Origin of the sequence: Tardiphaga sp. 619_E2_N8_4 (assembly GCF_051810905.1) — a bacterium.
Lineage (GTDB): Bacteria > Pseudomonadota > Alphaproteobacteria > Rhizobiales > Xanthobacteraceae > Tardiphaga > Tardiphaga robiniae.
In genome coordinates this window covers 3,130,472-3,143,853 of sequence record NZ_JBPWQJ010000001.1, presented here as the reverse complement: position 1 = coordinate 3,143,853, position 13,382 = coordinate 3,130,472, and the positions used below count along the sequence as shown (strand labels likewise).

The window sequence follows — 13,382 nt, the reverse complement described above, 5'->3', positions numbered from 1 at the left end:
TTCTTCCCGCTTTACACGCAAGCGGTATCGGGTTTAGTCAATCAACTAATTAACCCGTCCGCATCCTCTTAAAGCAGGACCCTCCCATGTTCAATCAGCAGCTCCTCGCAGGCCGAAAAATCCTCGTCACCGGCGGTGGCACCGGTCTCGGCAAATCGATGGCGGCGAAATTCCTCGAACTCGGCGCCGAAGTGCATATCTGCGGTCGCCGCAAGGCTGTATGCGACGAGACCGCAACCGAGCTGATGGCGGAATTTGGCGGCAAGGTCTCCAGCCACGGCGTCGACATCCGCGACGCCGCGGCGGTCGATGCGATGATCGAAGGCATCTGGGCCGATGGTCCCCTCACCGACCTGATCAACAACGCCGCCGGAAATTTCATCTCGCGGACGCAGGACCTGTCGGCGCGCGGCTTCGACGCGGTCGCCAATACCGTGATGCACGGCACGTTCTACATGACCCATGCAGTCGGCCGGCGCTGGATCGCCGACAAGGTGCCGGGCAATGTGGTCTCGATCACCGTGACCTGGGTACGCAACGGCAGCCCCTATGTGGTGCCGTCAGCGATGAGCAAATCGGCGATCCATGCCATGACCATGTCGCTGGCCACCGAATGGGGCCGCTACGGCATCCGCCTCAACACCATCGCGCCCGGCGAGATTCCCACCGAAGGCATGAGCAAGCGCATCAAGCCCGGCGACGAGGCCGGCGCGCGCACCCGCGCGCAGAACCCGATGGGCCGCGTCGGCAAGATGGAAGAGCTGCAGAACCTCGCGGTGTTTCTGATCTCCGGCGGCTGCGACTGGATATCAGGCGAGACCATCGCCATGGACGGCGCGCAGGCGCTCGCCATGGGCGGCAACTTCTATCAGCTGCGCGACTGGTCCGATGCCGAATGGATCCAGGCACGCGACAGCATCAAGGCGCAGAACGAAAAGGACAAGGCGCAGCGGGGGTAAGGGCCGCAAAATAATTCGACCGGCAGCGAGGCTCCCATGCGGGAGGCCTCGCTTTGTTTTTTTGATCAACGCGCAACCTGCAACCGCTCGCGCGCAACCCTCATGGCCTCGTCTTCGGATGCGACCACCGCGGAACTGATGCCGAACGCCTTCGTCGCAAGTGCCGACTGGGCCTCCACGAGAACGCGTGTGACGGCATTCGGCTCGACGGCAATAATGGCACGGCAAAGCAGCGCGAGCGTCGCTTTGTTGCGCTTGAGCCAAAGCCCCCTCGCTTTGCGATCTTCATGCGCCTCATCATGATGATGACTGGCCATGATCATGACGAAAGGCTGCTTGCGGCCGATGAGATCGTCCATCTCGACCTCCCACTGCGCCGCACTTCCCGGCTGAAGCTCATCATGCCGGACCCACACGATCGGGAAGGCCGCAACATCGTGAATGAGAAAGGCACCGCTATCGAGGCTCATCGTCGTCTCCTGACTGTTCGTTGATCTGCATGCGGAGATAGACCCGGTCGCTCAAACCCGTTAACGACATTCGGACGCAAAATAATGAGAACCGGCCAGGCTGGAGCGGTTCTGAAAAGGCATGGTGTCATGACCTCGCTCACCGAGCGCCTCGACGGACCATCCGCAATCGCTATCTGGGGCAGCGATGAGCCCGGTGATGCATTTCGGCTCGGCACCCGCGAACTCGACTGGCATCATCACCGCCGCGGCCAGTTGTTCTGTATCGAAAGCGGATTGATCCGCCTGCACACGAAACAGGGCTCGTGGCTACTGCCGCCGCAGCGCATCGGCTGGCTGCCGCCCGGGCTCCATCACAAGGTGACCCTGAGCGGTGTACTGAGCGGATGGGGCGTACTCCTGACGCCGGCCGCGAGCCGGACATTGCCGTCGCAGCCCTGCGTCATGGGTGTCAGCGATCTGCTGCGCGCGCTCGTCAGACGCGCTGCGGGTTGGACGAATGCGGATCGGCTCACGCCGGCGCAGACGCGCGTCGTGGCGGTGCTGCTCGACGAAATCCGCGGTGCGCCGCAGGAGCCGCTGCATCTGCCGATGCCGACGGATATCCGCGCCTTGCGTATCGCCAATGCGCTGATCCGGCGGCCGCATGACGCGCGCACGCTGCATGAGCTTGGCGAATGGGCTGGCCTGTCGGAACGAACGGCACGTCGCATCTTCATGACGGAGACCGGCATGGGCTTCACGCAGTGGCGGCAGCAGGCGCGTCTCACGCTGGCGTTGGAACGGCTGGCCACCAATGAACCCGTCGCGGATGTCGCCGAAGCGCTCGGCTATGCCACGTCCAGCAACTTCATCGCGATGTTTCGACGGGCGTTTGGCGAGCCGCCCGCGCGCTATTTTGCAAAACAGCGCAGGACGCGCAACGTCGGCTGAACGACCTCCCGGCACCTGTCTCACCGCACCGCAGCACCTTTCCCGTCTTGTCAGTCCTCCCGGACGCCCGCACACTCACCGCAACTAATAAACTGAGGGAGGGAGACACATGTCCGTTGCGGAAGCGGCCACGCTGGCCGATGTCATTCGCGCGCAAGCACAGACGCGCGGCGATTCAATTGCGCTGGTGTTCGAGGGCCGCGAGACCAGCTACAGATCACTCGATCGCAATGCCAATCGCGTCGCCAACGGGCTGATCGCGCTCGGCGTCAAGCCGAACGAGCGCATCGCCTATCTCGGCAAGAACAGCGACCTCTTCATCGAACTGCTGATCGGCGCCGTGAACGCCAAGGTGGTGACGGCGCCGGTGAACTGGCGCCTCGCCGGACCGGAGATCGCCTTCATCGTTGATGACGCGAAGGCACAGGTGCTGTTCGTCGGACCGGAATTCGTCGATCTCGTTCGCAGCCTCAAGCCGCAAATGCCGGGCGTGCGCATCGTCATGACCATGGAAGGCGGCGCAACCGAGTGGCAGGACTTTACGGCCTGGCGCGACGCGCAGAGCGAGCGCGACCCGAACCTCACAATGACCAAGGACGATGTCGCGATTCAGCTCTACACGTCGGGCACGACAGGCAAGCCGAAAGGCGCGATGCTGTCGCATCAGAATTTCCTGTCGCTGCTGCGCATCGGCGGCACCGACGAGAACCCGGACTGGAACGTCTGGACCGACACCGATGTGTCGCTGGTGGCGATGCCGGTATTTCATATCGGCGGCGTCGGTTGGGCGGTGTTCGGCCTCTATCACGGCGCCAAGAGCGTGATCGCGCGGGAGTTCGATCCCAACAAGATACTGGATTTCTTCCGGGACTACGGTATCAGCAAACTGTTCCTGGTGCCGGCGGCGATGCAGTTCATCGTGCGGCAGCCGCGTGCGCGGGAGATGGATTTCAGCAAGTTGCGCTACATCATGTATGGCGCATCGCCGATCCCCGCCGCCCTGCTCAAGGAATGCATCAGCGTGTTCGGCTGCGGCTTCGTGCAGATGTACGGGATGACCGAGACCACCGGTACCATCGTGGTGCTCGCCCCGGAAGATCACGTCGAGGGCCGCGACTGCATGCGTTCCGCCGGCAAGGCGCTACCGGGAATCGAAATCGCCATCCTCGATGTCGACGGCAAACAGCTGCCTATGGGCGAGGTCGGCGAGATCGCGACGCGCTCGGCGTCCAACATGGTCGGCTACTGGAATCTGCCGGACGCCACCGCGCGCACGCTCGGCCGCGACAACTGGCTGCGCACCGGCGACGCCGGCTATCTCGACAAAGACGGCTTCCTCTACATCCACGACCGTATCAAGGACATGATCATCTCCGGCGGCGAGAACATTTATCCCGCCGAAGTCGAGAGCGCGATCTGCGATCATCCGGATGTCGCCGAAGTCGCCGTCATCGGTATTCCCGACGATACATGGGGCGAAGCGGTGAAGGCCGTGGTGGTGCTGAAGCCCGGCAAGGAGCTCGGCGCAACCGACCTGATGAAGTTCACGCGCGAGCGCATCGCGGGATTCAAGGCGCCGAAGACGATCGACTTCATCGCAGCATTGCCACGCAATGCATCGGGCAAGATCCTGCGACGGCAGTTGCGCGATCCCTATTGGGTGGGGAAAGAGCGGCAGGTGAACTGAGAACTTGTATAGCTACCGCCGCATTCTATCGGCGCCGGGTATATCGATACAGCGAATGCGAGGAACGTCGTCATCTCGCTACCGCGCGGCTCCTCCGGGATCAGCCAATTTGCGTTTTCAGCTAATTGTCTGACGGAGACGTTGAGCGTAGCGTCATGACGGTCGACCGAACTAGTGAACCTCGTGTGTCCGTTGTAGAGGCGCGAAGTCATGCGCGGCGAGATTCGTGACATCAGTTCAGGCAGGGGTAAGGACCCTGCCACCCCGCGCGTCGGAACGCCGCGTCGCCTTGCGGCGATCGTTGTGGGGGACATCTGCGGATATAGCCGCCTCATGGAACTCGACGAGGAAGAAACGCATGCGCGCGTCAAGCGCATCGAGCGTGACCTCATCGAGCCGAGCATTACCGAGCACGACGGCAAACTCGTCAAAAGGACTGGCGATGGGTTCATTGCGATATTCGATAGTCCGGTCGAAGCCGTTCGATGCGGTATCGTCATCCAGCAAAGCATGATCGGACGCAACGCCGCGCTGCCAAAGAGCTCCTGGATCGAATATCGCATTGGCGTCAATCTGGGAGACGTGATCATCGAGCCCAATGATGTCTTCGGCGATGGCGTCAATATCGCTGCGCGCCTCGAGGGGATCGCCGACCCCGGCCAAGTGTACATCTCGGGTGGCATCTACGAGCAGATCAAGCACAAGCTCGTCTGCGGCTACGAGTCGCTTGGAGACCGCAAGATCAAGAACATTACCGATCCGGTGCGCGTTTACCGGGTGCTTCCTGATCCCGCGGCATTCAACAAGGCGCGGAAGCGGCGTGAACATGTTCTGATCGTTTCGTTTTGCGCCATCCTGCTGGCTCTCGCAGGCGCCGGCGTCTGGTACATGAAGACTTATCCGCGCAGTGAAATCGGCAATCAGGCGTCAGCTCCCGTAACGCCTCCGCAAGAGACTGGGAATGCAAGCACCCGATCAGCGCCCGCGCCCGCCGCCAAGCAAGCCCGGCCTGAACCTGCTCCGGTGGTAACGCCTGCCCCGCCTCCGCCGCCAGCACCACCAAAGCCGGTCATAGAGCCCGTCATGATCCCGCTCCCTGGCGGGACCTTCGCGATGGGCAGCAATGACGACATATCGGAAAAGCCGGTCCACCAGGTCACGATCAAGCCCTTCGCTATCAGCAAGTATCCGGTCTCGGTTCGGGAATGGAACGCGTGCGCTGCTGCGAATGCATGCGCGTTTCTGGTGACAGGGCGGGACGACATTCCGGTCACGGATGTGAGCTGGACCGATGCCAAGCAGTTTGTCGCATGGCTCGCGAAGGAAACGCAAAAAGCCTTCCGGCTCCCGAGCGAAGCTGAATGGGAGTATGCCGCGCGTGGCGGCACGCAAACGAAATACTGGTGGGGCGATCAGCTCCAGCCCGGCATGGCCAATTGCAAGAACTGCACGGACGCCGCCGCCGAACAGCCGCTCAAGCTCGGCAGTCTGAAGCCAAATCCGTTCGGGCTCTACGATATGGGTGGCGGCGTCAATCAATGGACAGAGGATTGCTGGCACAAGAACTATCAGGGTGCCCCGCAGAACGGCGCGCCATGGGTCGAGAACGACTGCGTCTCGCACGTCATTCGATCGGGCTCCTGGAAAAACGATGCGCGTTACGTCCGACCCGCAAGCCGCGATGGCTACGACACCAATGTGCGATATCCGACCCACGGCTTCCGGATTGCCATTTCGTCCTGAGACCGCCCCCGAAGGAAAGGCTGCGTCATGAGGATCACCGGGCTCATCGTGTTGTCCGCCATGCTGTCAACGGCGCCCCTTGCAGTCCATGCGCAAGGAAAGTCCGCACCGAAGGATGCGGTCCTCTATTTCGTGTGGCCGCAGGACAAAGCGGTAATCAAGGGCGGGTTCTGGTGTCGTTTCGGTTTACGCAACATGGGCGTCACTCATGCAGGCGATAATTTCCAGAACAGCGGCCATCATCATTTGCTGATCGATGTGAATGACCCGCTCGATCCCAAGGAGCCGATCCCGCAGGACAAGTCGCATCTCCATTTCGGAGCCGGCCAGACCGAAGCACGCATAGAATTGCCCCCCGGCAAACATACGCTCCAGCTCGTGCTGGGAGACGGCGCTCATTATCCCTTCAACCCGCCCATCGTCTCGAACAAGATCACCGTGACAATCAAGTGAGCGTGCTTCCGATGCCGGGACGCACGGCCTGCTCTGGCGGAACGACGAAAAAAAGGCCCGCTTGCGCGGGCCTTTCGAATTCATGTCGCTTGATCGCGTGTGGATCAGGCGGTCTTGGCGAACGACGTCGCCTTCGAGAAGTTGTCCTGCGCGCTCTTGGCGCCTTCCGACACCAGCTTGCCGAGATATTCGGTCGACGCCTTGGCGCGCGAGCTCAAAACTTCGCCATGGGCACGCACGAGATCGGTCTGCACCTGGAAGGCTTCGGTCAGCGATTTCGCCGAAGCGAGCTTGTCGATGCCAGCGAAGAACGACTGGACGTCGGCATAGAACGCGTCCTGAACGTTGCGGCTGATCTTGGTCGCCTCGGAGACCGAGTTCGACACAGCGGTTTCGATGGCGGAGGTCACCTTCTCGGAATTGGCCTGGAAGTCGGCGGCCTTGTCCTTGGCAGTGCCGGCAGCGCGCTTGACGAAGTCACGGGTCGCTTCGGGCACTTCCAGATTCTGCAGCTTGGTGAACGCCTCGGTGACGGGCGCGAAAGCCTGCTTGACGTTGTTCAGCACGGAATTGGTTTCGGTTTCGATCGTCATGTTCGTCTCCATCCTCGGGTTGGGCCGCCTCTGCAAAGCTCATGCTTGCACTCAGGCTCGGCTCACCCCGTCCCGCCGTTGTGGGCCCGGGGTGCAACTTCTATGACATAGTAAATAATGCACTGCAACATCTATGGTGCATCGCAACATCACAAACCCGTGATATGCCCGGTAATCAGGCGGCGCCTGATGCATTAACGGGCTACCGCCAGAGATCTGAAACAGGAGAGTAACCGACGTGTTGATTTAGCTTTATAATTTAGCATTTCGAGCCGCGGATTCTTCGGATATCCAACTGGGCAAGGCAAATGGCACCTGCCCTTTAAGTCGGCAAACCGACCTCCCAACGCCTCGACGACCCCAGCCTTAAGTCGTGGGCCTGGCCGGTGTCCGGCCTCGCCTTTGCCATTGCATATTCGCCCCGCGCGCAGGCACACTCATCGGTAGAGCGCCGCAAAGGCGTCGGTGACCATGCGAGGGAGGGACGTATCATGGCGGAAGCCAGCAGGAAGCTGTCCTCAATGGACGCGTCGTTTCTGTATCTGGAAACGCCGGAGATGCCGATGCATGTCGGCAGCATGGCGATCTTTCGCCTGCCCGAGGATTACAAGGGCGACTTCTTCGAGGACTTCAAGGCGATGATCGCCTCGCGCCTCCATGTGGCGCCGATCCTCAAGGCCCGGCTGGAAAAGGCCCCGCTGGATATCGACCATCCCTCCTGGGTCGAGGACGACCAGTTCGACATCGATCGTCACATCTTCCGCGGCAGCCTGCCCGCGCCCCATGACCGTCCCACGCTGGAGCGCATCGTCGGCTGGATGCATGCCAAGCTGCTGAACCGCGCCCGGCCGCTGTGGGAGTTCTATGTTTTCGAGGGCATGAAGGACAACGAGATCGGCCTGTATTCGAAGATGCACCATGCCTGCATCGATGGCGGCGCCGGTGCGGCCCTCACCAGCATGATCTATGACGTGACGCCGATACCGCGCGAGATCGAAAAGCCGGAAGTGCGCGCCAAGCAGCGTCAGGAGCCGCGCGATATCGCAGCGAGCTTCATCGACTCCTACCAGCAGCTCTGGCGTCAGCCGCTGGAGAATTCCGGAAAAGGCATCGAACTGCCGCGCTCCGGCAAGAGCGATATCGGCTCGATCCTGTTCGACAACGCCATGTTCCAGATCGAGAGTGCGGTGAAATTCGCCGGCTCGATCCCGACTATGGTGAAGAGCGCGTCCGACGTGATGGCCAAAATCGCCGATCCGAAATCGCGCGACAATCTCAACAGTATGCTGTCGCCGCCGACGCTGCTCAACAAAACCATCTCCTCGGAGCGCAGCTTTGCCGGCGTGTCGGTACCGCTGTCGGCGGCCAAGGCCGTAGCCAAGCAGGCGGGCGGCAAACTCAATGACGTGGTGCTGGCGCTCTCGTCAGGCGTTGTCCGGCGCTACCTCAAGGAAAAAGGCGCCCTGCCCGCCAAGTCCCTGACTGCCGCGGTGCCGATCTCGCTGCGCGAGGAAGGCAACACCGATTCCAACAATCAGGTGTTCGGCATGATCTGCTCGATCGCCAGCAATATCGAGGACCCAAAGGAGCGGCTGGAAGCGATCATCGCGCAATCGACCAAGTCCAAGGAGATGTCGCATCCGCTACGCGCATTGATGCCGCAGGTCTCCAACATCTCCATGCTGGGCGCACCGATCATGGTGCAGATCCTGGCGCTGCTTTACAGCCGCACCAACCTCTCCGACGTGTTGCCGCCGGCGGCCAACATCACGGTGTCCAACGTGCCCGGTCCGCGGCAGACACTCTATGCGGCCGGCGCCGAGCTGTTGCACATCTTCCCGGTATCCATCGCCACCCATGGGCTGGCGCTGAATATCACCGTGCAGAGTTATCGCGACCAGCTCGATTTCGGCTTCATCGCCGGCGCCAACATCATCCCGCATGTGCAGGTGCTCGCCGACATGATGCCGGACGAATTCGCGCTGCTGCAGGCGGCGTTTGCGCCGCCCGACGTTCTCAAGACCGCCAGCTAGGGAATAACCATGATTGAAATGCCCCCGTTGCAGTTCGCCAAGCTGAATGGCATTCGCATGGGATATTATGATGCCGGCCCCATGAGCGACACGCCGCCTGTGGTGCTGTGCCACGGCTGGCCGGAAATGGCATTCTCCTGGCGGCACCAGATCAAGGCACTGGCCGCCGCCGGCATCCGCGTCATCGCACCGGATCAGCGCGGCTACGGCGCGACGTCGCGGCCTGACGCGGTCGAGGACTACAGTATCGAACATCTCACCGGCGATCTCGTCGCATTGCTCGATCATCTCAAGATCGACAAGGCGATCTTCGTCGGCCACGACTGGGGCGGCTTCATCGTCTGGCAGATGCCGCTGCGGCATCGCGATCGCGTCGCCGGCGTGGTCGGCGTGAATACGCCGCACACCGATCGCGCACCGGTCGATCCGTTGCAGATCTATAAAAAGCGCTTCGGCGAGACGATGTATATCGTCCAGTTTCAGGATCCCGCGCACGAGCCGGATCGCATCTTCGGCGAGAATGTCGACAAGGCCTTCGACTTCTTCATGCGCAAGCCGATGCCGCGCAAGCACGCCAATGTTGGCGAAGCGCCGGTCGGCGGCATCGGCGCGTCGTCAAAGACCAATCTGGCATTTCCGCAAATGGTGGCAGGCTACGATCCCGCAAAGGACCCGCGCCAGAAGATTCTCTCCGACGAGGAAAAGAAGATCTTCGTCGACGCCTTCAAGGAATCCGGCTTCACCGGCGGCATCAACTGGTATCGCAATATGAGCGCCAACTGGGCGCGCGCCGAGGGGCTCGATCACACCGTACGCGTGCCGTCGCTAATGATCATGGCAGAGAACGACGCGGTGCTGCCGCCCTCCTCCGCAGATGGCATGGAAAACATCATTCCCGATCTGGAGAAATATCTGGTGAAAGACAGCGGTCACTGGACCCAGCAGGAAAAGCCCGACGAAGTCAGCCAAGTGCTGATCGACTGGCGGCGAAGACGGTTTGGATGATCCGTAGGATGGGTAGAGCTCTTGCGAAACCCATCACGGCCGGGTGCAGGATTTTGATGGGTTTCGCGAAGACGCTCTACCCATCCTACGCAACAGGAAACGCTTGAGAATGTCCTCCACCAACAAACTCGCCCCGATCCCGCATCCGCCGAAGAAGCCGGTGGTGGGCAACATGCTGTCGCTGGACGCCAATGCGCCGGTGCAGGATCTGGCGCGGCTGGCCAAGGAGCTCGGGCCGATCTTCTGGCTGGACATGATGGGCTCGCCCATCGTGATCGTCGGCGGCCATGATCTGGTGGACGAGCTCAGCGACGAGAAGCGCTTCGACAAGGCGGTGCGCGGCGCGTTGCGCCGGGTGCGCGCCGTCGGCGGCGACGGACTGTTCACGGCGGACACGAAAGAGCCGAACTGGACCAAGGCGCACAACATCCTGCTGCAGCCCTTCGGCAACCGCGCGATGCAGTCCTATCACCCGAGCATGGTGGATATCGCCGAGCAGCTGGTGAAGAAATGGGAACGCCTCAACACCGACGAGGAGATCGACGTCGTCCATGACATGACGGCGCTGACCCTCGACACGATCGGCCTGTGCGGCTTCGACTATCGCTTCAACTCGTTCTACCGGAGCGACTACCACCCCTTCGTGGAATCGCTGGTGCGCTCGCTCGAAACCATCATGATGACCCGCGGCCTGCCGCTGGAAAGCCTGTGGATGCAGAAGCGCCGCCGCGATCTCGCCGGCGACGTCGCTTTCATGAACTCCATGGTCGACGAGATCATCGCCGAGCGCCGCAAGAATGCCGAGGCGACCGAGGCCAAGAAGGACATGCTCGGCGCCATGATGACCGGCGTCGACCGCGCGACCGGCGAACAGCTCGACGATGTCAACATCCGCTACCAGATCAACACCTTCCTGATCGCCGGCCACGAGACCACGTCGGGTCTGCTGTCATGCGCGATCTACGCGATGCTGAAACATCCGGAGATGCTGAAGAAGGCCTATGAGGAAGTCGACCGTGTCTTCGGCCCCGATGTGAATGCCAAGCCGACCTATCAGCAGGTTACGCAGCTGCATTACATCACGCAGATCCTGAAAGAGTCGCTGCGGCTGTGGCCGCCGGCACCGGCCTATGGCATCGCGCCGGTGCAGGACGAGACCATCGGCGGCGGCAAATACAAGCTGCGCAAGGGCACCTTCGTCACCATCCTGGTGCTGGCGCTGCATCGCGATCCCTCGGTGTGGGGACCCAATCCCGACGCCTTCGATCCCGAAAATTTTTCGAAGGAAGCCGAAGCGGCGCGGCCGATCAACGCCTGGAAACCGTTCGGCAACGGCCAGCGCGCCTGTATCGGCCGTGGTTTCGCCATGCACGAAGCTGCGCTGGCGCTCGGCATGATCCTGCAGCGCTTCAAGATGACGGACCACAAGCGCTACCAGATGGTGCTGAAGGAAACGCTGACCATCAAGCCCGACGGTTTCAAGATCAAGGTGCGCCCGCGCCACGATCATGAGCGCAGCGCCTATGCCGGACACACAAGCGCGGCCACCTCGGCTGCCGCGCCACTCGCGTCGGTTGCCACGGGTCGCGCGCGGCCCAGCCACAACACACCGCTGCTGGTGCTCTATGGCTCCAATCTCGGCACCGCCGAGGAACTGGCGACACGCGTCGCCGATCTCGCCGAAGTCAATGGCTTCGCCACCAAACTCGCGCCGCTGGATGACTTTGTCGGCAAACTGCCGACCGAGGGCGGCGTTCTCATTTTCTGCGCGTCCTATAACGGCGCGGCACCCGATAACGCCACGCAATTCGTCAACTGGCTCGGCACCGACCTGCCGAAGGACGCCTTTGCCAAGGTGCGCTACGCCGTGTTCGGCTGCGGCAACAGCGACTGGCTGGCGACCTATCAGTCCATCCCGCGCACCATCGACGACAGACTGCGTGAACATGGCGCGACCAATGCCTATGTGCGCGGTGAAGGCGATGCGCGCGACGATCTCGACGGCCAGTTCGAGGACTGGTTCGCGAAACTGCGCCCGCTCGCGGTGAAGGAATTCGGCCTCGACACCGGCTTCGAGCGCAGCGCCGACGATGCGCCGCTCTATCAGATCGAACCTGTCGCGCCGAGCGCGGTGAACACCGTCGTCGCCCTCGGCGGCGTGGTCCCGATGAAGGTGCTGGGCAACAGGGAATTGCAGAACGGTGCGTCCGATCGCTCGACACGTCATATCGAGATCGAGCTGCCTGCCGGGACCAGCTACCGCGTCGGCGACCACCTCAGCGTGGTGCCGCGCAACGATCCGGCGCTTGTCGATGCAGTCGCGCGTCGTTTCGGCTTCCTGCCGGACGACCAGATCCGGCTGCAGGTCGCGACGGGCCGCCGCGCGCAATTGCCGGTCGGCGATGTCGTCTCAGTCGGCCGATTGCTGACAGAGTTCGTCGAGCTGCAGCAGGTCGCCACCCGCAAGCAGATCCAGATCATGGCGGAGAACACCCGCTGCCCGATGACCAAACCGAAACTGCTCGGTTATGTCGGCGACGATCCCGCTGCAAGCGAGCGCTATCGCAGTGACATCCTCGCCAAACGCAAATCGGTGTTCGATCTGCTCGAGGAACATCCGGCCTGCGAATTGCCGTTCCACACCTATCTGGAAATGCTGTCGCTGCTGGCGCCGCGCTATTACTCGATCTCGTCGTCACCGCAAGGCGAGACGTCACGCTGCAGCGTCACCACAGCCGTCGTTCAAGGCCCGGCGCATTCGGGCCGCGGTATCTATCGCGGCGTCTGCTCCAACTATCTCAGCGGCCGCCGCGCCGGCGATACCGTGCATGCGATCGTGCGCGAGACCAAGGCCGGCTTCCGCCTGCCCGCCGATCCCCTTGTGCCGCTCATCATGATCGGACCGGGCACGGGTCTCGCGCCGTTCCGCGGCTTCCTGCAGGAACGCGCCGCACGCAAGGCGCAAGGTGCTACGCTTGGCCCTGCGCTGCTGTTCTTCGGCTGCCGCCATCCCGATCAGGACTTTCTCTATGCCGAGGAGCTGAAGGGTTTCGCCGCCGATGGTATCTGTGAACTACACACCGCCTTCTCGCGCGGCGATGCGCCGAAGACTTATGTGCAGCACCTCATCACCCAGCAGAAGGACCGCGTCTGGGATCTGATCCAGCAGGGCGCCATTACTTATGTCTGCGGCGACGGCGGCAAGATGGAGCCGGACGTGAAAGCGGCGCTGATGATGATCCAGCGCGAGCGCAGCGGCGGCGATGAGACTGCGGCGCTGACCTGGATCGACGACCTCGGCACACGCAATCGCTACGTGCTCGACGTCTGGGCCGGGAGTTAGCGAGAGGCTGATACCAGTTCCATTGTCACAATCGCTGTCACAAAAGCCCGCGCGCGCTGTCACAATTGCCATACGCGCAATCTCTCATTAATCGCTGCGACGATTTGTTTTGCGCATGACGCGCTTGTCACTTTTTCGCAGAGACTTTCCGTGTCATATGTTT

Annotated in this window: 10 protein-coding genes and 1 pseudogene; 9 read left to right on the top strand and 2 right to left on the bottom strand. The window is 61.9% G+C overall.

Going from position 1 to position 13,382, the window contains the following annotated elements; all coding sequences use genetic code 11:
• Positions 1 to 86 precede the first annotated feature (86 nt).
• Positions 87 to 959 carry an SDR family oxidoreductase gene (locus AB8A23_RS14985; protein WP_089265117.1) on the top strand — a complete coding sequence of 291 codons (873 nt, stop codon included), beginning with the start codon at positions 87 to 89 and terminating at the stop codon, positions 957 to 959.
• A gap of 65 nt (positions 960 to 1,024) precedes the next feature.
• Here the strand turns inward: AB8A23_RS14985 and AB8A23_RS14980 are convergent, their stop codons facing one another.
• Positions 1,025 to 1,318 (bottom strand): hypothetical protein, encoded by a 294-nt coding sequence (locus AB8A23_RS14980; RefSeq protein ID WP_439059253.1) that lies wholly within the window; start codon positions 1,316 to 1,318, stop codon positions 1,025 to 1,027.
• A 240-nt stretch (positions 1,319 to 1,558) separates the two neighbouring features.
• On the opposite strand from AB8A23_RS14980, the gene AB8A23_RS14975 reads away from it, so the two are divergent.
• From AB8A23_RS14975 to AB8A23_RS14955, 5 genes and pseudogenes are all read left to right on the top strand, one after another.
• Positions 1,559 to 2,362, top strand: coding sequence for an AraC family transcriptional regulator (locus AB8A23_RS14975; protein ID WP_439059255.1), 804 nt, complete (start codon positions 1,559 to 1,561; stop codon positions 2,360 to 2,362).
• A 109-nt stretch (positions 2,363 to 2,471) separates the two neighbouring features.
• A complete protein-coding gene (locus AB8A23_RS14970) occupies positions 2,472 to 4,049 on the top strand; it encodes a fatty acid--CoA ligase (RefSeq protein ID WP_439059257.1) in 1,578 nt (525 codons plus the stop codon).
• A gap of 210 nt (positions 4,050 to 4,259) precedes the next feature.
• Positions 4,260 to 4,694: pseudogene (locus tag AB8A23_RS14965) on the top strand (adenylate/guanylate cyclase domain-containing protein); the annotation flags it as partial.
• Positions 4,695 to 5,132: 438 nt separating this feature from the next.
• Positions 5,133 to 5,792 carry a formylglycine-generating enzyme family protein gene (locus AB8A23_RS14960; protein ID WP_439061206.1) on the top strand — a complete coding sequence of 220 codons (660 nt, stop codon included), beginning with the start codon at positions 5,133 to 5,135 and terminating at the stop codon, positions 5,790 to 5,792.
• A gap of 27 nt (positions 5,793 to 5,819) precedes the next feature.
• A complete protein-coding gene (locus AB8A23_RS14955; protein WP_089265122.1) occupies positions 5,820 to 6,245 on the top strand; it encodes a DUF4399 domain-containing protein in 426 nt (141 codons plus the stop codon).
• Positions 6,246 to 6,349: 104 nt separating this feature from the next.
• Here the strand turns inward: AB8A23_RS14955 and AB8A23_RS14950 are convergent, their stop codons facing one another.
• Positions 6,350 to 6,838: a phasin family protein gene (locus AB8A23_RS14950; protein WP_231079957.1), complete on the bottom strand. Its 489-nt coding sequence runs from the start codon at positions 6,836 to 6,838 to the stop codon at positions 6,350 to 6,352.
• A 491-nt stretch (positions 6,839 to 7,329) separates the two neighbouring features.
• Between AB8A23_RS14950 and AB8A23_RS14945 the strand changes: the two genes are divergently transcribed.
• The 3 genes from AB8A23_RS14945 to AB8A23_RS14935 all read left to right on the top strand — a co-directional run bounded on the left by AB8A23_RS14945 (position 7,330) and on the right by AB8A23_RS14935 (position 13,219).
• Positions 7,330 to 8,871, top strand: coding sequence for a WS/DGAT/MGAT family O-acyltransferase (locus AB8A23_RS14945; protein WP_439059261.1), 1,542 nt, complete (start codon positions 7,330 to 7,332; stop codon positions 8,869 to 8,871).
• A gap of 9 nt (positions 8,872 to 8,880) precedes the next feature.
• The gene (locus tag AB8A23_RS14940; protein WP_439059263.1) at positions 8,881 to 9,876 is read left to right on the top strand and encodes an alpha/beta fold hydrolase; all 996 of its coding nucleotides are present in this window, start codon (positions 8,881 to 8,883) and stop codon (positions 9,874 to 9,876) included.
• 109 nt (positions 9,877 to 9,985) lie between these two features.
• Positions 9,986 to 13,219, top strand: a complete 3,234-nt coding sequence (locus tag AB8A23_RS14935) for a bifunctional cytochrome P450/NADPH--P450 reductase (RefSeq protein ID WP_439059265.1) — start codon at positions 9,986 to 9,988, stop codon at positions 13,217 to 13,219.
• Positions 13,220 to 13,382 lie beyond the last annotated feature (163 nt).